We start from the raw sequence: 22,518 nt of genomic DNA on the forward strand, positions 1-22,518 counted from the left end.
TCAATCCAGCCCGATAACCAATGCCGCATTGGCCCCACCAAAACCGAAGCTAAGGTTGAGCGTATTGCGCAGCGCTTTGGGGCGATGCCCTTCGCTGATGTAATCCAGATCGCATTCTGGATCGGCGTTTTTCAGGTTACAGGTCGCAGGCATGATCTGATGCTTCAATGCTTGCAGGCAGATAATCGATTCAAAACTGCCGGCCGCAGCAATCAAATGACCCGAGTAAGATTTTGTGCTCGACAGGGGTGTGGAATAGGCTGCATCACCAAATGCCAGCTTGATCGATTGCGTTTCATTGAGATCGTTAAGTTGAGTCGAGGTGCCGTGCAAGTTGACGTAGTCGATATCATCGGCACTCAACCCCGCCTGCTGCAAAGCGTGACGAATGGTTTTCACTCGCGCCACTTTGTCTTCTGCTGGCGCAGTAAAATCAAAGGCATCGGAATAGTTACCGTAGCCTTTGATCTCGCCGAGGATGTTAGCACCACGCGCGATAGCACCTTCGCGCTCTTCGAGGCACAACACCGCCGCCCCCTCAGACAACACAAAACCGTTACGATCCAAGCTAAACGGGCAACTGGCTTTGGTGACATCATCTTGCTCACGCGCCAATGCCCCTAAAATATCGATATTCCATATCGCTGCATCGCTGCGCAATGATTCACCGGCACCAGCCAGCATCATCGCGGCACGGCCACTGCGGATAATTTCGAAGGCATCGCCAATGGCGATAGTACCGGTGGCGCAAGCCGCAATCGGTGAGTTTTGATAACCTCGTAATCCCCAGTACAAGCTGCATGCGGCAGTCCCCGCGTTTGGCATCGACAGGAAACAACCAAAAGGTGTGCCTAGCCCTGTTTCTAAATAACCTTCGTAGTTATCGTGGGTTTCATCCTGACCCGCCCAGCCGCTGCCAATGATGGTGCCGCAATCGAGCAAATCATAATAATCTTCTGGCGATTGTTCACCGAACGCCATCCCCATCGCTTCACGAGCCGCCGCTAAGGCCAGTCGTGCATAGCGTGGTAAACGGCGACGTATCGCCGCAGGGACCGATTTCAGATTGGGTTCAGCATCAAGCAAGCCAAAAAAGCGCGACTTAACGCCTTGCTCAGACTTATCGTAATAACGGTAACCCAATTGGTAATCCATAATGGCGGCCCAACTCTCATCCGCGGTCATGCCCATCGGGGTCACACTACCGTAACCGGTGACGACAACCCGGCGCTGTTTATCTGTATTGGTCATGATTTGATTCCTTGACTGTCCTTACTGTTATCCACGTCAGCGTTAGCCACCCCGCCGCCGAGGGCTAACCATAATTTCATGGTGGCATTCAGGTAGTTATATTGAAGTTCGAGTAAGCTGGTTTCGCTGGTTAGCAGGGCATCCTGCGCATCCAGCAACGTTTGAAATGAGACGGAGCCCGCTTGATATTGGCTGCTAGCCAAACTCAGCCGGCGCTGGCTCAGTTGCAGGTTCTGCCATTGATTCTGTTTTTGCTGCTGGTAGCTCAGCCGCTGTGTCATTGCGTCATCCACATCTTTGAGCGCGCTATAGACTTTGCGGCGAAAATCGACGGCGGCTAATTGCACATCTACCTTTGATTGGTCGATGGTGAGCTGCACGGTATTCCACTGTAAGAAAGGCAATGCACTGTTGATGCTCAAGGTGCGGCTGGGGTTACTAAACCATTGTGAGAACACCGCGCTTCCGGCATCCAACGAGGCGCCCAGCGACAGCGTTGGGTAGAAATTGAGTTTCGCAACATCTGAACCCGCCAATGCTGCACGTAACCGCCACTCAGCGGCCTGCACATCTGGCCGCTGCGCAATCACTTCTAGCGGCAAACTTTGGGCTATCGGCACCTGTTGCTGCAAATCCAGAGACTGGCGTTCTGCACGGCGATAATCCGGCGCACGGTTAAACAGCAATGCCATGGCATTACGTGCTGCCTCCCGTTGCTGCTCGAGATTTTGGTATTGGTTTTGACGTTCCAGCAATGACTGCTGCCCTTGCAACAGTTCAATTTCACTGGCATCCCCAGCGGCATACCGTGATTGCAAAATCTTGAGCGTATCTTGCGAGATAACCAATGCCGCTTGTTGATAGCTCAATTGCTGATTGAATTTGGCGATCTGCCAGTAGAGATCAGCCGTCGTACCAATCAGTGAGAGCGCCGTTTCTTGGCGATCTTGTTCGGTGGCATTCACTTGCCAAGCTGATTGCTCACGGGCGCGGGCCAATTTGCCCCACAGATCCAATTCATAGCTCAGTGCAAGTGAGGTGCTGTAACTCTCGCGCGGCTGCGTATTTTCATTCAGTGAACGCGTATTACTGCCTGCACCGGTCAGGGTGATATCAGGGGTTAAATTGGTATTGGTCAGCCCCGCCGTTAAGCGGGCTTTTTGTAGCGTCAGCCCAGCGGTCGCCAAGTCATTGTTGCTCACCAGCATGCGATTAATGCTGTCAGACAATTGCGGGTCATCGAAATTTTCCCACCAATGCGCGCTGTGATGCAGATAGCCTGCGCCGCTGTCCTTAACCCGCCATTCATCAGGCACCGACAACATCGGCCGCTGATAATCACTTTTCAGCAGGGAACCGCAACCGGTTAGCAGCAGTGCAATAAAGAGCAGAGTGGTAGGCCCTGCATGGATCCGTTTATTCATTCTCGAGCCAATGCCTCTGTTGGGTGCAAACGTGCGGCATTGCGAGCAGGGAAAAAGCCAAATCCCAATCCGATAAGCGCAGAGAAACTGCAAGCCAACACTAACGGCTGCCAAGTGAAAATCATGGTGAACGTCTGGGTTACCCACGAGAAAACCACCCCCGCCAGCGCCGAACCTGCAATACCGATCAACCCGCCGAGGGTACAAATCACCACCGCTTCAATCAGAAATTGCAGCATGATGTCGCTCTGGCGCGCGCCGACCGACAGCCGGATCCCGATTTCATGGGTACGTTCAGTCACCGAAACCAGCATGATATTCATCACCCCTACTCCGCCAACCAGCAGTGATATGGCGGCGATCGCTGTGATCAGCAACGTCATCGAATCAGAGGTTTTCTGAATCGCTTTGCTCATCTCGTCATTGCTCAGAATAAAGAAGTCACGCTGACCATGGGATTGATCCAATAGCGCCTCAACCTCACGCTGGACTGCATTTAGTTCGTAACCGTCACTGACGCGCACGGAGATCGATTCCAGCGGAGTTTCACCGGAAATACGTGCCGTCAATGAGGTATAAGGCATCCATGCATTCAGCAAGCCGCCAAATTGCATGCCTGATCGTTTGGCGATGCCAATAACGCGTAATGGGATGCCATCGAGCTGCACAATCTCGCCAATCGGGTTCTCTTCACCCACAAACAACGTGCTACTGAGTTCAGGTTGCAGAATAATCACCGGCTCATTGTTGCTGACATGGCTTGGGGTTAATCCCTCCCCTTGGATAAAGTTCAGCCCTTGCGCGCGGAAATAACCGCTGCTGACCCCCGCCAGATTGACCATCACTTTCTTATCACCGCGTACTGCGGTCACCATTCTGCTGACCACCGGCGACAGGCTGTCGGTATAGGGTTGCTGGCTCAGCAGCGCCACATCGGCCTGCGTGAGTGAGCGTTCAAAATCAGGGCGCGGTTTATCCCAACCCAACCCAGGGCGAATATCCAGCGTGCTGGTGCCAAGCTGACTGATTTCACTGAGGATTTGTTGACGTGCGCCCTCGCCTACCGCCATGGATGACACCACCGATGAGATGCCGATAATAATGCCGAGCATGGAGAGAAACGCGCGAATACGGTGCCCGAGCAGTGAGCGCCAAGCCATTTTGATGGCCTCTTTGACGCTCAACCACCAGTGTGGGCGGCCAGTCGCCACGGTGGCCGGTAATGCGGCATGTACCGCAGCCACCTCAGCGAGGTCGTTATGACGATCAGCGACAATCTCGCCGTCGCTGATTTCAATAATACGCTGCGCCTGATTGGCGATTTTGCGGTCGTGGGTGACGATGATAATGGTGTGACCGGACTGATGCAGGCCATGCAAGATCCCCATCAGCTCTTGCCCACTGGCGCTATCCAAAGCACCGGTCGGTTCGTCGGCCAAAATAATGCCTGCGCCATTCATCAGGGCACGAGCGATACTCACCCGCTGTTGCTGCCCACCGGATAACTGCGCCGGTCGGTGCAACAAATGCTGGCTCAGCCCCAAACGGCGCAACAGGTAAGTGGCGCGTTCTTGGCGTTCGGTGGCGCTCATGGCGGTATAGAGTGCCGGGATCACCACATTCTCGGTGGCCGATAAGTACGGCATTAAATGGTAGCGCTGAAAAATAAAACCGATGTACTGGCTTCTTAATTGCGCCAGTTGTTCGCTATTGGCTTCGCGCGTGGGGATGTGATGAATCGACATCTCACCTTGCGTCGGTTTATCCAAACAGCCAATGATGTTCATGAGTGTCGATTTACCGGAACCTGATGCTCCGATAATCGCCACCATCTCACCGCTGCGAATCGACAGTGAAATGTTCTTGAGTACCGCGACCGACTGCGTACCGGAGGCAAAGTGGCGATATATTCCCTTCAGCTCGATCAATGGAGGCGAATCGGCCTGAAGCGCATTATGGCTCATGCTTCACTCCCGATGGTGCGCCCATCAGCACCACCTGATCACCTTGATCCAGCCCCGCTTTGACTTCGGCATATTGCCCATTGCGCAGGCCCAACAATACCCAGCGCGTGGCGGTCTGATTGCCGTTGATCACCTGCACCTGATAGCGTTGATCCGGCTGCTGTTTCCCCAGCGCAGACAACGGGACTCGCAACACATTTTTGGCCTGTGCGGTAATGATAAACACTTGCGCGGTCATCGAGGTCCGTAACAGCCGCTCGCGGTTAGCGATGTTGAACATGCCGTTGTAATAGATAGCGGAGGATTGTTGGTTGGCCTGCTGCCCGCTAATCTCTTCACGCAAGCTCTCGGCTGACGCTTCTTGGATGGCATCCATTTGGCTTTCGTAGCGGCGCTCAGGATCAGCCACCACGTAGAACCATAACGGCTGGCCCACGCTGACTTTGAGGATATCGGTTTCAGAAATACGCGTGTTCACCGTCATGGTATCGACATTGGCCAAGACTAAAATGGTCGGCGCAGTCTGTGAGGAAACAATGGTTTGCCCCTCTTTGGTCACGATGCCCAACACCTCACCGTCAATCGGTGCCATGATGCGGGTAAAGCCCAGATTGGCTTTTGCCGTCTCTAATGCCATCTGGCTCTGCACGATTAAGGCTTCGTTAACCCGCAACTGCGCGACTTGGCTGTCGTATTGAGCTTGCGCTTTTTCTAACGTGCTCTGCACACCTGAGCGTTCTTTGGCTAAGGTTTGCTGACGACGAAGCTCCAGTAAATATTGGCGTAGCAATGCCTGCGCGGCTTGTTTCTGCGCTTGCGCACTCTCTAGCTCCGCTTCGGTTTTACGTAATTCGGTTTGTTGTAACGTGGGATCAATTTCCGCCAGCAATTGGCCTCGGGTCACCCTGTCACCTTGCTTGACGTATAGCTTGGTGAGCTGCCCGTTGACCTGCGCACCGACATTGACCTGCAATGACGGTTTTAAGCTGCCAGTCGCCATGACCGTTCTTTCGATATCACCACGACCGATGGTTTCGGTTAACGGTGGCGCATCCTGCTGGCTATCCGATAGCCACAAGGCCATACCAATACCCGCCACAATGAGCAGGGCAAGCAGCAGAAACAGTGAGATACGGCGCGTTTTTTTCGTCATGTTAATACGCATCAGTTAACCGCCACGGGTGTCAGGTGGTTTGCGGCCAAGGGTTGAGCAAAACGCACTATTTGACCGTCGTCGTTCAAGCGGAAAACACGGTCAAACATCGACAGTACCGTTTCGCTGTGCGTCACGGTGATCAGCGTTTTTTGGTGTTCGCGGCAATGGGACACGATGGTCTGCATGACCTGATGGGCAGTGTCTTCATCCAGATTGGCTGTGGGTTCATCCAACACCAATACCGGACAATCGCTGTACATCGCGCGCGCCAGTAATAACCGTTGGCGTTGCCCTAAAGAGAGCGCCGCATGGCTTTCACGTACCAACGCACTGAGGCCGCCCGGTAACTTATCGATAACGGAAGCTAGTTGCAGACCTTGCAGTGAGCGTTCAATCCGCAGGCGTTTGTCCGCATCCATATGCCCATCAAACAGCGTGATATTGTTCAAGACGGAGGCGTTGAATAGAATGTCTTCCTGACTTTGCAGGAAGAACAGCGCATGGGCCTGCTGAAAATCAACGGGCTCGCCATCAACCAATACCTGCCCTTCCTGCGGTGGCATCAACCCAGCCATCACTTTGAGCAAAGTGCTTTTTCCTGCGCCCGATTCACCCATGATCGCCACACTCTGCCCGCGCATCAGCGATAGCGATAAATCCCGTAATACCGGCTGGCTGGCATCATAAGCAAAGCGGATGTGCTGATAGTCCAATTGGCGCGTAAACGCCGGTACCTTGGGCGGTATCGACGAGTGGTTTTCAGGCGGCGTAGGTTGCTCCGCGGGGAACAAGTCACGAGCGCGGATATCAATCACGTGTAGTTGGTTTTTCTGGATGATCGCAAAGAAAATTTTGGTGATGTACGAGGTGAAAATTTCGCGCACAAAGCTGTAAGCGAAAAACTCACCCAAGCTCAGGGTGCCTTGTTTAAGCAGTGGCAACGCCAACAGCATAAAGAACACCATTTCCAAGCTGCCAATCAATTGATACAGGCTGTTTTTGACCTGATCGTAGATCTTTTTCTTCTGTAATACGCTGAACAAGGACAGCGCTAATGCGGCAAATACCCCTTGGCGTTGGCTGGCTAAACCGGCAGATTTAATGGTCGAAAAACCCTGAATGGTTTCCAAAATAAAATCACTTTGCTCAGCGCCTTTAACCTGCAACTGCTGGGTGTAATAACGGTCGCGATAGATGGCCCAAATACTGATCAGGCCCATCAACATTACGCCAATGGCCGACACCATCGCCAGCAACGGGCTCATATAGCACATCACCGCTAACGCAATAGCGCCGATGATCCAGTCGGTGCGTAGGCCGTTATCCAATTCAATTTTTTGTGTGGCCGCCATCTGCCAGTTAGAGAAACGACTGAAGATGTCGCCGGGCGCGCGCTTGTCGAAGAAATTGAGCGAATGACTGAGCAAACGGGAGAAACCCGCCACACTCTTGAGCACCACAAAGTGTTTGATGTAGCGCTCGGTGATATAGCGTACGCAGAACGCTAATGACGTCGACACCACAAAGGCCAACAAGAAATAGAAGTAGGGGAAGTCTTTATCGCCAGCTGACGAAAACACGTCATTAATGGCGCTGCTAACCATGGTTGGCATAATAAACAGCGTCAGCGAGATTAAAAACGCCAGCGTCATCAGCCAGTAGATGCCACGAACACTTGCCGTCTCTTTCAGACTCATGCAGTCGAGTGCGCTGTGCCGTTTGCTGCGCTCCATCTTTTTGACCGCTTCAGGATCAGCGGGCGTTTCCGAGTCCAGCACCAGTGCATAACCGCTGATATCCGCTTTTAAGGCATCCATCGGTAATAGCTGCTGCCCGATGGCAGGATTCATCACGCAAACGTAGTTACCTTGGCGATAAGCCAGCAGCACATAGTGGCTCGCGCCGTAATGCAAGATGGCAGGCAGCGGAATGGCCGACAGTTCTTGATGCTCAAAGACCACCGGATAGGCTGGAATGGCCAATTCGGAGAGAATAGTGCACAGCGTCGCCAGTGAAGTGCCATGTTGTGAGGCAGGATAACGCTCCCGCAAGCTTTCCAACGGCGCGTTGATGCCTTGCGTTTGTGCCAGCATCGAAATGCAGGCCAAGCCGCACTCATTGGTTTCGCTTTGAAAAACTTGGGTTGGGATTATCGTTTCCATTTTCTACACTTCTTTATGAGTGACATTATTCATTAATAAAAAACAGTGAATGTGAGTGCCATAACAGCCAATCTTGTGGGTGCTGCGTCATTGACGTTTCGATCAATTCAGGTAATTTCTTTTTCACTTCCCGTGCGCTAAGCGCCGGATAGATATGAATTTTTATTTCTTTGTCGTAATACAGGTAATAAAAAACTACCTGAGCTGATAGCGCTCTGGCCATGCGGATAATGCCGCTGTGTAAATTGGCGGGGCGGTTAAACAGCTGACAAGACATTTTGGCGGTCTCAGCCATCCGGTTATTGACGGTGTAATCCGGCGTAATGTCAGGAAAAACCATCATGTTTCGCTTATGGTCAGCCGTTTCCATAATGGCATCCATCAGGTTACCGGCGATTGCGCGGCTATCGGCATGAATGGAGCAATAAGAGATATTTACGCCACCCATTTGGCGCGCCTGTTCTTCATAGGCTTCAGCACTGGCCGAGACCACCACCGTCGCTTGCCCCGGATAAACCCCTGCCCCCACCATGCCAGCAAGCACATCAGACACCATATGCAGCGGGGCTAAAATCACGGGGGAGCCGGCATCATGCAATGCTTTGACGTGGCTATCTAACTGCTGAGTGCAACTCGCTAACTGCGCTAAAACCTGCTTGTTTTGCCCATAAGTGGCGGCCAACTCCAAGATTTGACGCCGTTGAGCGGTACGAATGAAATCCCGAGCCGAAGGGCTTTTCTGTCCGGCGAGCAAACTTTTATGCCCAACTAGCAAACTTTTATGGCCAACTAGCAAACACTGGCTATTCGCGGCGGCCACGCGCGCCAGATTTTTCTGCTGCCGCGCCGTTAAGCCGAAAGCTCGGCGCAAGGCACCGAGCATCAAGAGAAAGCGGTAATCACCGTGACGTAATAACCAAATAGCCAGTTGGGCCTGCCAGCGAGCGAACACTCGCCCACGAAAAGCCAGCTTATCCAGCTGGTTTTTCCAAGCAAAATAGCCCCATACCGCTAGCAGTCTCATTACTTCTCCAGCGCCTTATCGTGCTCAAGTAACGACAGCAGATGATCGGAGAACGCTGAGAACTCTCTGTCCTGCAAAGCGATCCATTTCTTGCCGACAATAAAGGTTGGGGTGGCATCCACTTTGTAATGCGCTGTCACTGCCTTCATATACTCGAGCAGCGCTTTCACTTCTGCAGACTGGCTAACCTGCTGATATTTCGCAACATCAATGCCATTGGCTTTTAACCAAGTCTCAAGCTGGCCCTGATCGCTCAGGTCAATGTTTTCTTCGAGCACCGCCTTGTAGGCACTTTGACGATGCTGTGATTCAATGCCCATTACCGATAAGGTGGCAAACATCGGTGCGAAGCGGCCCAACCCAGAAGTTTTATCACTGCTGATATGCAAGCGAACGAAGCGGCTGCCCTCTGGCATGCGCTTTTCTAAATTGGCGATATTTTCTTCATTGATGGAGCAGTAATGGCAGCCATAGGAGAAAATTTCGATAATCGTTTTGTCGTCTTTAATCGGGCTGTTAGCAACTTCACTGTCGCTAAGAGAAAACAGGGTTTCTTGTTCATCTTGAGCAAACACAAAGTATTGGTAATAAGCTGTTGTTATCAATGCAGAAATAATGATAACCACCAGTGTATAGCCGATAAAGAATCCCTTATTTCTAATTATGCTGTTTTTGATCGACAATTCGTTTTTTATAGACATAAAGGTGTATTCACTTCCAAGGTTAAATAAAGACATAAACAGCGATAAAATCACATTTATGTCGGTTAAAATCTGTATTCATTAACATTAAATTAATGCGAAAATTCTCAAATTTTAAGATTTGTCGGCACATTAATAAAATCAATAAGACAAGCACAGTCAACTACCCTGTGCTTGCCAAAGGTATCGTTAAATATCAATAAAAATTAACGATAACTTTCACGACAACTTATTTGCAGTTAGCAACGTTAGCTGGCGCAGTTGAAGTGCTAGTCACTTTACCGTGCTTATCAGTACAAGTTGTCACTGCTTGGCAAGTTAAAGTGGTGCTACCGGTCAGCCACTGATAAGTATCTTTACAAGTTACACCAGTACCGCCAACGATTGTATTGGCATCAGCCATGTTCATCTTTTTCATGAAAAAATCCTTAAAGAAAAAATAAAGTTAATTACAGCCTATTATTTAATAGCCCAGTGAAGTGCGCGTTTTTAGTTATAATTTAAATATTAACAATCAACCTAAAAACACTGCAATTTTATACTATACAAGCACAACAAATTACAACCAAAATAACATTTATTTATTTTCAATAACAACAACAAATAAATGCCGCGAGCGTTCCCTGCTATATTTAAATAACAGTAAAACATCTCACATAATGAATATAAAAATAGCATCTTAATTCACTATCTTATATTCATAGTTATCATGCACTAAAATAATTAGTGCATATTATTCTTATTTATAGATATGTCATAATCACAACTCCGCTACCACCGAATGTGCCGGTGCTTGGTAAACCTATCGTATGAAGCGTTGATTCAATCTGGAATGAAGTATTCCCCACACCTGCCGTCACAGTGACACCATTGGATAAGTCTTGCCCTGATGTTTTCAAGGTCGATGTGAGGTTACCGCTTTGCCCTAAGTCGATATTTTTACCACCGACCAGCGTTAATATCACCGATGTTCTGACGGTACAATTGATGATTAACGGCTCACTTTTTGTCGCCCCATCAATGGCTTGCTGATTCAAAAGGCCATGATTGATATAGACATCCCCTGTCACTTCACAGGTTTCAGGTGTCGGTGGAACCGCACCACAATAAGAGCCAGGGATCACGCGACCACTTAAGTTACCGTCATTCGCTCCCTGCCAATACATCACACCAAAACAACTCCCCACCGCACGTAATGGGTCCGGTGTAACTGTCCCCCAACTCCCCGACACACCATTTTTTTGCACAAAAGCAGCTCTCATATCTTGCGCAGTTGCCCCATTGGGAACTAATACGCGCGTCAATGCATTTGATGGGTTACCACATATTTCAGCATTGGCTGCATTTGAGTAATGGCATATTGCGACAGAACAAGATGATGAGGTACAAAGTACGCCCGAAGTTTCTTCGCTCGGCCAAGAGAATGTTCCTTGATATTGTGTTCCGACACGCACTTGTGTCGAAACCCAAGCACTGGCTTGGCTATAGAGCGGCAATAAGAACAGCACGCAAGCTATTAGCCAAAAATATCCATGATTTAATCGCATATTAGGCTGTTCCATTTATCTAAGTTCCATTTTCTCTTCAGCACGGGTGCTGTTGATAATAAATTTTAGCGGCAACATATTAATGTCGATGTAGTATCAAACGGGAATAACCGCCGCTCAATAATATTGCAAATTAAAGGTCGCCACGGCATTAAACTCACCGCGCTTAATTGTGCGTTGACTAATGGCGTCTGGTTCACCTTGAACATAGGCTTTCAGGCTAATCGTATTACTGTTATTGCTCAGAATCATTTCGTCACTCGATTGATCTAAAGGCAATAAATTCCCTGCGAGAGTTTCAATACCAATACCCACACCCATATCAGGATCTGACACCGCTAATAACCCCGGTAATTTAGGGTTATTATTTCCAGTAAACTTAATCGTGACGATATTCCCCAAGGTGATATCGCAATCCACCAGATGAATTTCGAATTGCTTACCTAAAGTACGTTGTCTCGAATAGATTAATTTATCGACCACGGGATCAAAACTCATGGTAATAGCTTCATCGCCAGGACGAATGGTGCAGGGTTCAGCCACTAATGCGCCATGAAAACGCATATTATCTGCCCCCCATGTCGGCATCACAAAAAAGAGATTCAGCATCAAAAAGCTAAATAAAATTCGACTAGGGCGCATCAGCAGATTTAATTTTTTCATCATGTGATCCTATTGATAATCCACGAGTAGTGTGGCGGTCGCCTCAAAGCTCCCTTCAGCTAAGGTCGCTCCTGGAGCTTGAACCGGCACCGCTTGAAGTACGGGTGGATTACTTTGGTCATAGGGAATACGCGTATTGAGGGTAAAAGCACTACCATTCTTCAGTATGCGAATACCCAAATTTGGCGTATTCGTTTGGATGGCGGCGGTATCAAAGGTTGTCACCGCACCACTCACGATCGTTATACCCAATTCTGCGCTGCCAACGGGTGAGCTACAGACGGCAGTGTAAGGCACAGCCCGGGTATAATTGATGCCATCAATTTTATTCACCCCAAGATTTTCCCCAAAAGGAACATCAAGGGTATCCCCCCCACTAATGACACAGGGTGCAGGGGTAATTAATGTCCCCATGAACAACATGTCATCCGCATAGGTCAGCGTACTGCTCAATGCGAGAAGCATTGCGATAAAACAACTCGATAACCATAATCTGTTTTTCATTACTGATACTCCACAACCATGGTCGCAGTACCGTAAAACGCCCCAGCACTCAAGGTTGCACCGTTTTGTTTGACAGGCACCGCCTTTAACACGGGGATGGTTGGATAAGAAAAGTTGAATGTGCTATTGAGTGCTAATGCTTGATCATTGCGTAACAGTTTGATGCCCAATGATGAATTATTGGTACTCAATACATTGTTATCGAAACCCGCACCATTACCTTTGATCGTCATTTTCAACGCATTATTGACAGCAGCATTACAGTTCAATGTATAAGTCACGGTCTGCATGTACTCTGTGCCATCAACACGAGAAGTCAGAACATCATTGCCAAAATTGACAAGGATGGTACCGCTGTTGTTGATGACACAAGGCGGTGAATCATTCAACGTGCCGGAAAACATCATATTATCTGCATAGGCCAACGTACTGCCCAGCGCCAGTACCATTGCAACGGAACAGCGCAACATCAGTGAGTGAATGTTCATTACTGGTACTCCACAACTAAGGTCGCAGTGCCGGAAAAATATCCTGTGCTCAAGGTGCTATTGTTTTGTTTAACCAGCACGGCTTCTAATACCGGAAGCGTCGGATAGGTAAAGTTGAATGTGCTGTTCAATGTTAATGGCTGCCCATTACGTATCAGTTGGATCCCCAACTGTGAATTGCTCGTTCTCAACTTGCTGGTATCAAACGTTGCACCATTACCGATGATGCTCATTTTCAATGCATTCGAGGCTGCTGAATTACAGTTCAATGTGTAGTTCACCGGCTGTTTGTAATTAACACCGTTAATATTTGACGTCAGAAGGTCATCGCCAAAATTGACATTAATGGTGTTATTGCTGTTGATCACACAAGGCGGCGCAGCAAAAATAGTGACCGAGACATTGACCGCAGCAACTTTATTCAGCGCCCAGGCAGAACTGCTTAGCAATGTCGCGGCCCCGATAAAGGTCATCATGACCATCGGTACCCATCGGGTAGCAACATTACGACTCACAGAACCACTACAAACAAAAGTCATCCCATATTCCTTTTTTATCATTCAGTCTGACATTCGCCTGTCGTCTCATGTACTCGGCGAAAACCGTGCCGAGCTGCACGGTTATTTGATGCTTTCAACCACTGAGCAGGTGCTGCCGGTACAACCAAAGATCAATTTTGGTCGGCCACCAAAGTCATTGACGTAAGTCAGGACAGGTTTACTGCCTAATGCCGCTGCGCTGACAGACAACATGCTCTGCGATTTTGGTGCGATCATCAGCGGCTCAAAACCAGCTGCCGTTTTGCCCTCTTTTTTGTCAGTGGCGTCCACCAGCGTGACGTAATACGGCGTCGGGTTATTCACCTGATAGCGATCACCTTGACGGGTCAGCTGGAGCTTTTCTTGCCAAGGTGTCGATAAATCGGTTTTCTGCGGCACGATACTTTCTGGCCGATAAAAAAGTTTGATGCGGGTTTGCAGTGCAATCTGCAATGTATTGGCTTTATCTGAACGTGGCGGGATCTCGCGCAGGTTAAAGTAGTACAGTGTTTCACGGTCTTGCGCCAATTGGCTTATCGCAGGCAACGTCTGTACTTTTAACTGGCTGAGTGCACCTGGTTCTACACGCTGAACAGGGGGAACCACCGTCAGCGGCGTATTAATTTTGTTCCCCTGCTCATCTTCAATCCATCCCTGCGCCAGATAAGGCAACTGCTTATTCTGGTTGCTGATGTTCAAGCTCATGGACTTATCGCCACCGTTGAGGATCACCCGAGTTCTGTCCAGCGCAATCGCTGCACTTGCCTGCTGGGCCATCATTGCCGTCACCAAAAGGGCAGTGATACGCAGTTTTTTATTCAATTTCATTACCTTATCCTTCAAATTAATCAAGTCAGAACCCTATGGTGCCTAACGTTTTCTGTTTACTAAACGGGCTGTTATCCGCAGGTCCATTGCTAAACCTTTTTACTGTGATACCGGGGGTTTATCCCCTTCCGTTATCGGCTGACAAGGCAACAGTAAATTCGTCAGCACCGCTGGAGACAGCGTTGTTGGGATCGTTACGCTACATTGCGCAGCCCCGTTCCAGTGCACTGACATGGTTTCGCCGGCATTAATTCCACTGAGATATGTAGAGCCATCATCATTAACAATGCCGGTTTCTTGCTGATTCTTATTTAAAACCGTCGCGCCAAATGGCGGCGCTGAGCCATCGGCCATGCGTAGCATCGCCATCGCTTTATCACCCGAAATCACATTAAAGCGGCGGTAGCCAATCGCGCCTTCAGTCAATGTGACTTGTGCCACCGTGCCTCTGGCTTCAACGTTATCGTCTAAGTTATCGATATCGATACTGGCTCGGTTACGGTAATAACTGTTCACATCACTGACCACGGCTTTACCGAAGTAGTTAGTCCGTACCGTTGAGCCATAACCCTGAACCGGTACATTGCCCACACCTTGGGTATCAAGCAGTAATCGAGTCCCGCCAATGACATTAGACCGATGGAATGCCGCACCTTCAGCCGTAACAGTGGCGCCACCCTGAACACCTAAACCAACAGAAGTGTATTGCCCTTCTTGATAACTGGCGTTGGCGTTGATATCTGCACTATTACCCATGTGGTTATAGTTACCGCTCACCAATGCGCCGCTACGGGCAACACCGGTAGAAACCTGGTAGTTGTTGTGGGCATCTGGACGGTTTGCGTACCCGACCCGATGGGTATTTTCACCGTTGCTCACTGACGCGCTATAGCTCAACGTCGCACTATTACCAAACGGCATTGATAAGGATAAGTACATCCCATCATCATTGTTCTCGTTATACCGGTTGCTGAAAGCAGATAATGTCAGGCTAACGTTCTTAAATTTGCCGATATCAAAGTAGCGCGCGACGGACAGGTTATAGCGGTCATTCGCTGAGCGATCCCAGTAGGTCTGATGGGTATAATTCAGATAGGCACTCAACCCCAGATCACTGAATTGTTGGCTAAAGCTGACGGTGTACATCTCTTTATTGCCACCGACGGTGTCGCCGCGATAACGCGCATTAAGATAGTCGGTCATGGTCATAAAGTTACGTTCGGAGAAGCGATAACCCGCAAACGTCACCTGGCTGCCTGTTTCTTGGAAGTTTTTCGAGTAGTTGACGCGGTATGAACCGCCACTCAAGTTACCTTGGTCCGGTAAGTTGGCCCACGATTGCGTCATATCCACCGACAAAGCACCAAATTCCATCAAATCACGCCCTACCCCGATGGATGCGGCTTGATATTCGTTTTCACCGCTGATCCCACCACCGAACAGTGACCAACCGTTGTTGATCCCCCAAGAGAATTCCCCTGTACCAAATGCGGGCCCTTGGGCACTGTGGCCAATTTCTGAAGGTTTACCGGCCGCGACGCGATATCGCACCATACCGGGGCGCGTCAGATAAGGAATACTGGCGGTATTGACCTGAAATTGCTGGACTTGGCCATCCAGTTCTTCGACTCGTACATCCAACGTCCCTGAGACAAAACTGTTGAGGTTTTGAATACGGAAAGGACCGGCTGCGACCAAGGTTTCACTCAGAACACGGCCTTGTTGACTCACGACAACACGGGCGTTAGTACGAGCAACCCCCATGATTTCAGGGGCATAACCACGTAAATTGGGTGGCAGCATGTTGTCATCAGTCGCTAAACTGGCACCGCTGAAGCGGAAGTTATCGAAAATTTTTGAGTTCAGGAAATCTTCACCCAACGTCAACTTAGCGCCCAGACTCGGTATTGCGCGATACGCGTAATAACGGCTCCAGTCCCATTGGCGGTCAGTTGGTGAACCGGATACTTGGTCAACACGTGACTGCCAATCAGCACGGAACCGCCAAGGCCCCACGTTAGCCCCTGTGGTACCGTTGCCGCTCAAACTGTTGTTACTGGTATTATTTGACTGCTGGCGGTTCAATTGCCCCAGCAAGTTATAGTCGAACAGCACCCCTGGAATCCCATCTTCCCAACGAGAAGGCGGATCCCAATCGGGTTCGCTGTATTCCAACCAAGCTTGCGGCACACTCAGAAAAAGTGAAGATGTTGCCAGATCCCCTTGCACGGTCAAACCGGGCAAGCTGCTGATATCCAAGCATTCTCCGTTGCGCCACCAAGTCAGCTTGTTCAGGCTACCTTCTTTCAACGCCATCAACTCAACCAACTTCGGTGATATACACGCCTCACTTATTTTTGGATCTTTTTCAGAGGCATAGAACATCACGGATTGTTCATTGAGTTCTTGCTTATTCATATGAACCAATAAGTTATAACTCCCAGGCATAATGTAACCACGTTGGGAGAATTGGCTCAGATCGATATTGCTGCGATCATTGGTATCCAATACATCGGTATTAAACTGAATATCATCATTGGCTGACACGCCATAAGCATTGCCACTTAATGCAACTGCAATCAAAAGGCGTAACAAACCACTGCGGGCAATACCGTGAGTGATGGGACGATCGAATAGCATGGGATATGTCACCTTACTCATTGAAATCAGTAATAATCCAATTTGAAACGAACGCTGGAATAGTAAGATCCAGCACGCAGCATCTTGCCATTGCCCACTAATCGCAGGGCATAATTGAGTCTCATCTCATCGGTAGGAATAATGTTAATTTCCGGTGACGCCATGCCAGGAATAGACGAATTTCCTTTATCATCAATAATTTGCATCGCAACACCTTCGGCCTCACCATACACCGCGAAATTATTACCGTCCGCAGCACCGTCAAATGTCACCGTAAAATGCTGGCGGTTAGATTTATCTGGGTCTGCATGGGTTATCGTGCAATCGAGTAAACGAATAGCAAACGGATGCTCATCCCCTACGCCGTTCTCAACCAATTGACCGATGGGCATAATGGCCATATCAATGGTCTGCTCCTGACTGCCAGGATCTATCGCGCAAGATGTATCAGTAATACTTCCTTCCATACTCACGAAGCCCAAGTCTGTCTTCATGGGATCCGCCATTGCGGTAAAACTCATCAATGACACCATCAGTAAGGAAGGAGGTACTATCAAAAAAAATGACCGCAACATAAATCACCTAGCTCATCCAACACGTATCTTTTGCAAGATAAAAAGACATGCGGATAAATCCGCATGTCCCATCAATAAAGGGGTGCTTATTGGTAAGCCAGTGTGAAGTTAGCTACGCTGGTGAAGCTGCCTGGTTTGATAGCGCCAGATGTTGTGCTGCCCTTCAGGTAAGCAGAGAAAAGCAGAGTGTTGTTACCAGCAACCAGAGTTTGTGCTGAAGTTGGTGAGCCCAGAGTAATAACAGAACCACCGCCATCAACGATTGCGATACCAGCACCTTCAGCAACGCCAGTGATACCCAGCAGGCCAGGGACTGCAACTGATTCAGCACCACCGAAAGTGGTAGTTACTGTTTTCAGAGTAGTGATGTCACAGTTTTCCAATTTAATGTTGAAATCTTTTGACTGAGACTCGCCGCCGTTCATCAGACGTACGTTAGAAACCTGACCCAGTTCAACAGTTTGAGAATCAGAACCAGATGCGATTGAACATGGTGCGTCAATGATAGAACCGTTGAAAGTTACAGTACCTTGGCCCTGATCAGCTGCGTTAGCAACAGAAGCGAAACCTAATACCAATGCTGCTGCCAAGATAGTTTTATTCAGATTCATTACATCATTCCTTTATAGACAATTTTAAGTTTAGCAAGCTGAAATACCTTAATCCGATCAAGGTATATAGTGCATCGAAGTAGTTGAAAAATATGAGCTCATACGGCTTGTTTTCGTAATAATACGAAATGATAAGCCGATAAAAATCGAGTTCGATAAATTCAACATGTAGACATTAAGAAGCATCTACATTTTAAAAAAACTTCAAATAACGTTTAAGGCATTCTTTGTTCGCCGCAGATAATACAAACTTCAGTATGTTCTTCATAGCTAATTAATTCAAAAAATCAAAATTCAGAGTCTTTAGCTTTATTGATTACGCTTACCAAATAATATCGATAAGATTGATCGATAAACCCCACACCCTCGACACTTATCTCTCCCAAAAAGAACATACCGACACATTTGATCGTTAAAATGCGATTTTCCAAAATTAACGATTGCTTATTCCATAAGTGAAATTATAATCGAGATTAAATGCTCGCATGGTGCACGCCAAAGGAATAAAAAACTGATTGGTAACATAATTACGTCTCAACAGCCTATTTGGCATCACTAAAACCATCAATTAATCATACAAATAAGATTACATAAGTGATTGATTTTAATCATTAAAAACCAAAAAGACATAATTCATCTATTTAGTGTGAAATAAATCTTCATATTTACCGATGTTGGAGATAATGCTATTTATCTGGTTTTAAATCTTGCAAAACCATTATTTTAATCGTGCTAGTTAGCCTATTAAAAAAAGAATAACAAAAAAAATATAAAATAAATCAGATGCCATTATGCTGACCGTAGGAAACATCTTTTTAGTTTGTGGGAAATTACCTACATCAAGGTGAGAAATACACAAATCAATAAGAGAATATTAGAAATAAAAAATGAGACATTCTTAATATAGATTATATGAGGTAAAAACATGAAAGCTAAAAATCAACGCAAAGAAGAAGTCATGAGTATTTTGGAAGAAAGATGTCTTTTCTTAAAAAAACAGTTTAGCGAGTCAATCCCCCCAGTGGACAGTTGGCCAAAAACCAGAGAGTTGGCTGATAAAGCTGAATTGGATATTTATACTGCAAGGCTAGTCCTGATGAAATTGGTTGATGAGAACAGAGCAAAGATGTCAGAAACTAAGGTCCTGAATTCATTGCGCTGGTTTATTGCTCACCCGGCAGACAAATAAAGATGTGGACCGCGATTAAGTTCCAGCGATGTGATTCGCTTCTGGCTCATAACCACTCATCCAACAACTGCGTATACAAACAAAACTTAACAGTATGATATGTATATTAAATTTAAGCCAATCACCTTGAAGGGATTCAATTTGCCTGCGCAAAGAATGAACACAATAATAATGGTGATGATTGCCGTTACCTTTCTTACCATGCTGCACTATGAAATCAATCGAGGCGGAGCCGGGCTTGATCTTCCAACCAATATCCTCATCTGGGCGATGATGGCGCTCCTCACGATGGCGCTCTATTGGCCCCAGTCTGAGGCAAACCACCCCTTTAGTTCACCCGGTAGTTTATGGCTGTTATCGGGTGCACTGATGATCAGTATCCCTGGACTATGGCCTGAATCATTACGGCATATTGGGGCTTGGTTGCCGCGTCTTCTGGGTCTATGGGGCGGGATAATCCTGTTATTTGGGCTGTTTCGGCTGAAGCTAAACGCAGGAACGCGACAAATGTGGCTAATGCTGATCCTCTTGTCCACTTGGGGACAGGCCGTCTTGGCCCTACTGCAATGGTTTGTTTTTACTGCCGATAACTGGATGGAGTTCGATCCTGCGCAACGCCCTTATGGCATTTTTCAACAAGTGAATGTGCTGGCCAGTTATCTGGCAACGGGTTATGCCTGCGCAGTTTACCTGTTCATGGTTCCAAATAAGCGAGTGGTCCGCGGTATCAGTACCCTGACGCTTTTAGTGTTCCCTGGCTTATTGGTACTACTCCAATCGCGGATCGGCTGGGTTGGTGGGGTTTCAACCTTACTGCTACTTTCTTTCTATTACTGGCGTCAGCGGCAAATCCTTGGGTTATGGTTATTCAGTCTCGCGAGCGTGCTGGCCGCTGTTTATGTGTTGAGCCAGTGGAGCGACAGTGCGCTAGTCCTCAAAGAGGGCAGTAACCGAGAGCGCAGGCTATTACTGCATTACACTTGGCACATGATATCGCAGCACCCATGGCTAGGTTGGGGCTACGGTCAGTTTGAGTTTGCTTTTGCCCGCACGCTCGCGCAAGCAGGGCAAGTACCCGACAACTTTATTTATCCTTCACATCCCCATAATGAAGTTCTGTTTGGCTGGGTGGAGGGGGGGATCGCCGCGCTGATTGGGATGTTGTTACTCGCTATCGGCTATGTCAAACCCCTATTGATGCAACCCAAAACTGTGTTTCCAATCTGGGTCCTCACATTGCCGATCGCGTTGCATCTGATGACCGAATATCCGCTTTACCAATCTGCGGCCCATTGGCTGGTCCTTATTCTTCTTGGGCGACTAATGATTCCGGAGACTCTTTTGGTTGCAGCAACGCCAACGCCGGCACCTTGGCAACGTGGGTTGAACGGTGCGATCATTTTCGCGGCGCTATGCACATTGCTCTTTATGGTGACGGGATTCAAAACGGGTCGCGTACTGACCATGACAGAAAGAAATGGCTTAGTGGACATGAGGCCATTAGATGACTTGATAAATCCGTATATCCAATGGGAAAGATATCAGTACATACGACATATCAACTTATTACTGCAATTCAACCAGCGCCAAGACCCTGAGTTACTGACACAATTTAAGGCATGGGCAGAGCAGTACCTTCAACTGCACAATGACCCGAATGTTTATCAAAGCCTTATCATGATTACTCATTATCAGGGCGATGTTGAGCAAGCGAATCATCTGCGCCTAACTGCGCGAGCGTTATTCCCCGATAATCCCAGCTTCAAATAACCCTATCCCAGCAGCGCGTCCTACTTTGAGGGCGCGCGTTTTTTGGAGCCTAATGACTTTCCCTGTGCTTTAACAAGCAAAAAAAAAGAGGTGAAAGCCTAGGCGATCACCTCAAAAGTCAAAGAAACTGCATTTTCTTATGGGTAAATTTTGTACTTCTCACGCAGTTGTAAGTAACGCTCCACATCAGGTTGCCAGTGGGATTCAAGGAAACTGACGGTTTCATCAACGGAAAGCTTTCTCTCACTTGCTTCATTCATCAATGCCACGAGATTGCTTGCACCAGTGAGTTTGGCTAACCAGAGCGGGCGTAGCAAAAAGAAGGCTTCCTGATAGTCCAGATATTTCGCTTCTTGTGCCGCAGGGATCACCATCGGGTAGCCCGCAGCCTTGAACTTGAACCACCAATCGACGAAGTAACGCACCGTTGGCTTAATTTGACTGATATCGGTCTTAGAAAGATTTTCGCCGCAAACCTGTTTGCCCGCATGAGGCCAACCGGTTTTCTGTTGATTAATATCGACCTGATAGCAGGTATTGACATAAAACTGGTGCGAAGGAAAACCTAATTGCTCAAACGGGTGATCTGAGCCTCTGCCCATATTGACGCTAGTGGCTTCAAACAATCCCAGAGAAGGATAGAGTTGAATCGCCAGATCGCTGCGCAGGTTTGGTGACGGCCGGACCGGCAGCGAATAAGGCATATCATGGGTATAATTTGCCATGCTGATAACCACTAAGTCTTGTGGCGGTAACTGGTAGGCGGGGATACCAAATGCCTGCCAACTGCTGTCATCAAAATGTGTCAACCAGCCCTCCCCCACGATCATGCGAGCGAACTCCCCCGAAGTCAGGCCATGAACCATCGGAATAGGATGCATGCCGATTCCCGACATGTTCTTTTCTTCCAGTATTGGCCCATAGACATGATTCCCCAACGGGTTAGGCCGATCGAACACCATCAACTTCTTCTGGCTGGCTTGCAGGCTTTCCAGCATGTGGTGCAGGGAGAGGGTATAGGTAAAATAACGTACGCCGACATCCTGCAAGTCATAGATCACCACATCGATATTGGCTAACTGCGCTTCAGTAGGATGAGCGCGCGCCCGACCATCTTCATCTCGCCCATAGAGAGAGATGATCGGCAAGCCACTTTGCTTATCAAGGTGGTTATCATCGCCCAAGCCCGCATCGGCCTTACCGCGGATCCCATGTTCAACCGAAAATAATGTCGTGACGGTGAAGCCAAACTTGTCTTGCTCAGAAAGCAATTTATCAATGGTGTGACGGCCATCTTTATTGATAGAACTTTGATTGACCATCAAGCCAACACGCTTGTTTTTGAGCAGCGGCCCGTAAATATCTTCCCGATCAACGCCCAGAACCATGCTTTGTCCCGCATTGGCAGAGCCAATGCTGATAACACACGCAGAACACAAAAATAGTAAAGTCAGCAGGAAGTGTCTCATGCCTTGTTTCTCT

At 48.2% G+C, this 22,518-nt stretch carries 20 protein-coding genes; 2 read left to right on the forward strand and 18 right to left on the reverse strand.

Annotated elements, in window-relative coordinates; genetic code table 11:
* The 17 genes from DA391_RS17985 to DA391_RS18065 all read right to left on the reverse strand — a co-directional run bounded on the left by DA391_RS17985 (nt 1) and on the right by DA391_RS18065 (nt 18,077).
* The gene (locus tag DA391_RS17985; RefSeq protein ID WP_050080353.1) at nt 1–1,251 is read right to left on the reverse strand and encodes a beta-ketoacyl-[acyl-carrier-protein] synthase family protein; all 1,251 of its coding nucleotides are present in this window, start codon (nt 1,249–1,251) and stop codon (nt 1–3) included.
* Entirely contained in the window at nt 1,248–2,675 is a 1,428-nt protein-coding gene (locus DA391_RS17990; protein ID WP_108088040.1) for an efflux transporter outer membrane subunit, read from the reverse strand. Before DA391_RS17990 ends, DA391_RS17985 begins: the two co-directional genes overlap by 4 nt.
* Nucleotides 2,672–4,639, reverse strand: a complete 1,968-nt coding sequence (locus DA391_RS17995) for an ABC transporter permease (RefSeq protein ID WP_050872560.1) — start codon at nt 4,637–4,639, stop codon at nt 2,672–2,674. Before DA391_RS17995 ends, DA391_RS17990 begins: the two co-directional genes overlap by 4 nt.
* Nucleotides 4,629–5,804 (reverse strand): efflux RND transporter periplasmic adaptor subunit, encoded by a 1,176-nt coding sequence (locus tag DA391_RS18000; RefSeq protein ID WP_108088041.1) that lies wholly within the window; start codon nt 5,802–5,804, stop codon nt 4,629–4,631. Before DA391_RS18000 ends, DA391_RS17995 begins: the two co-directional genes overlap by 11 nt.
* Nucleotides 5,804–7,957 carry a peptidase domain-containing ABC transporter gene (locus tag DA391_RS18005; RefSeq protein WP_050080349.1) on the reverse strand — a complete coding sequence of 718 codons (2,154 nt, stop codon included), beginning with the start codon at nt 7,955–7,957 and terminating at the stop codon, nt 5,804–5,806. Before DA391_RS18005 ends, DA391_RS18000 begins: the two co-directional genes overlap by 1 nt.
* Before the next feature lie 25 nt (nt 7,958–7,982).
* Nucleotides 7,983–8,981, reverse strand: a complete 999-nt coding sequence (locus tag DA391_RS18010; RefSeq protein WP_050285896.1) for an ABC transporter — start codon at nt 8,979–8,981, stop codon at nt 7,983–7,985.
* Entirely contained in the window at nt 8,981–9,607 is a 627-nt protein-coding gene (locus tag DA391_RS18015; protein ID WP_050080440.1) for a DsbA family protein, read from the reverse strand. Before DA391_RS18015 ends, DA391_RS18010 begins: the two co-directional genes overlap by 1 nt.
* Before the next feature lie 304 nt (nt 9,608–9,911).
* Entirely contained in the window at nt 9,912–10,100 is a 189-nt protein-coding gene (locus tag DA391_RS18020; protein ID WP_019210963.1) for a DUF4762 family protein, read from the reverse strand.
* A gap of 325 nt (nt 10,101–10,425) precedes the next feature.
* Nucleotides 10,426–11,244 (reverse strand): hypothetical protein, encoded by an 819-nt coding sequence (locus DA391_RS18025; RefSeq protein WP_050285937.1) that lies wholly within the window; start codon nt 11,242–11,244, stop codon nt 10,426–10,428.
* A gap of 102 nt (nt 11,245–11,346) precedes the next feature.
* Nucleotides 11,347–11,892: a fimbrial protein gene (locus DA391_RS18030; RefSeq protein ID WP_050080347.1), complete on the reverse strand. Its 546-nt coding sequence runs from the start codon at nt 11,890–11,892 to the stop codon at nt 11,347–11,349.
* Between the two features lie 9 nt (nt 11,893–11,901).
* Nucleotides 11,902–12,396 carry a fimbrial protein gene (locus tag DA391_RS18035; protein ID WP_019210966.1) on the reverse strand — a complete coding sequence of 165 codons (495 nt, stop codon included), beginning with the start codon at nt 12,394–12,396 and terminating at the stop codon, nt 11,902–11,904.
* Nucleotides 12,396–12,884, reverse strand: a complete 489-nt coding sequence (locus tag DA391_RS18040) for a fimbrial protein (RefSeq protein ID WP_050285895.1) — start codon at nt 12,882–12,884, stop codon at nt 12,396–12,398. The genes DA391_RS18035 and DA391_RS18040 overlap by 1 nt, the downstream gene beginning before the upstream one ends.
* Nucleotides 12,884–13,423 carry a fimbrial protein gene (locus DA391_RS18045; protein ID WP_088130224.1) on the reverse strand — a complete coding sequence of 180 codons (540 nt, stop codon included), beginning with the start codon at nt 13,421–13,423 and terminating at the stop codon, nt 12,884–12,886. The genes DA391_RS18040 and DA391_RS18045 overlap by 1 nt, the downstream gene beginning before the upstream one ends.
* A gap of 81 nt (nt 13,424–13,504) precedes the next feature.
* Nucleotides 13,505–14,251 carry a fimbria/pilus periplasmic chaperone gene (locus DA391_RS18050; RefSeq protein WP_050872556.1) on the reverse strand — a complete coding sequence of 249 codons (747 nt, stop codon included), beginning with the start codon at nt 14,249–14,251 and terminating at the stop codon, nt 13,505–13,507.
* A 99-nt stretch (nt 14,252–14,350) separates the two neighbouring features.
* Entirely contained in the window at nt 14,351–16,891 is a 2,541-nt protein-coding gene (locus DA391_RS18055) for an outer membrane usher protein (protein WP_167398181.1), read from the reverse strand.
* A gap of 26 nt (nt 16,892–16,917) precedes the next feature.
* The gene (locus tag DA391_RS18060) at nt 16,918–17,424 is read right to left on the reverse strand and encodes a fimbrial protein (protein WP_050080436.1); all 507 of its coding nucleotides are present in this window, start codon (nt 17,422–17,424) and stop codon (nt 16,918–16,920) included.
* Nucleotides 17,425–17,552: 128 nt separating this feature from the next.
* Nucleotides 17,553–18,077: a fimbrial protein gene (locus tag DA391_RS18065; RefSeq protein ID WP_050080342.1), complete on the reverse strand. Its 525-nt coding sequence runs from the start codon at nt 18,075–18,077 to the stop codon at nt 17,553–17,555.
* A 925-nt stretch (nt 18,078–19,002) separates the two neighbouring features.
* Here DA391_RS18065 and DA391_RS18070 point away from each other — a divergent pair.
* Nucleotides 19,003–19,266: a faeA-like family protein gene (locus DA391_RS18070; RefSeq protein WP_050080341.1), complete on the forward strand. Its 264-nt coding sequence runs from the start codon at nt 19,003–19,005 to the stop codon at nt 19,264–19,266.
* Nucleotides 19,267–19,422: 156 nt separating this feature from the next.
* Complete coding sequence (locus tag DA391_RS18075) at nt 19,423–21,036, forward strand: PglL family O-oligosaccharyltransferase (protein ID WP_276308715.1); 1,614 nt, start codon at nt 19,423–19,425, stop codon at nt 21,034–21,036.
* A gap of 137 nt (nt 21,037–21,173) precedes the next feature.
* Here DA391_RS18075 and DA391_RS18080 read toward each other — a convergent pair whose 3' ends face one another.
* Nucleotides 21,174–22,505 carry an exo-beta-N-acetylmuramidase NamZ family protein gene (locus DA391_RS18080; protein WP_108088044.1) on the reverse strand — a complete coding sequence of 444 codons (1,332 nt, stop codon included), beginning with the start codon at nt 22,503–22,505 and terminating at the stop codon, nt 21,174–21,176.
* Nucleotides 22,506–22,518 lie beyond the last annotated feature (13 nt).

Origin of the sequence: Yersinia massiliensis, from assembly GCF_003048255.1 — a bacterium.
Lineage (GTDB): Bacteria > Pseudomonadota > Gammaproteobacteria > Enterobacterales > Enterobacteriaceae > Yersinia > Yersinia massiliensis_A.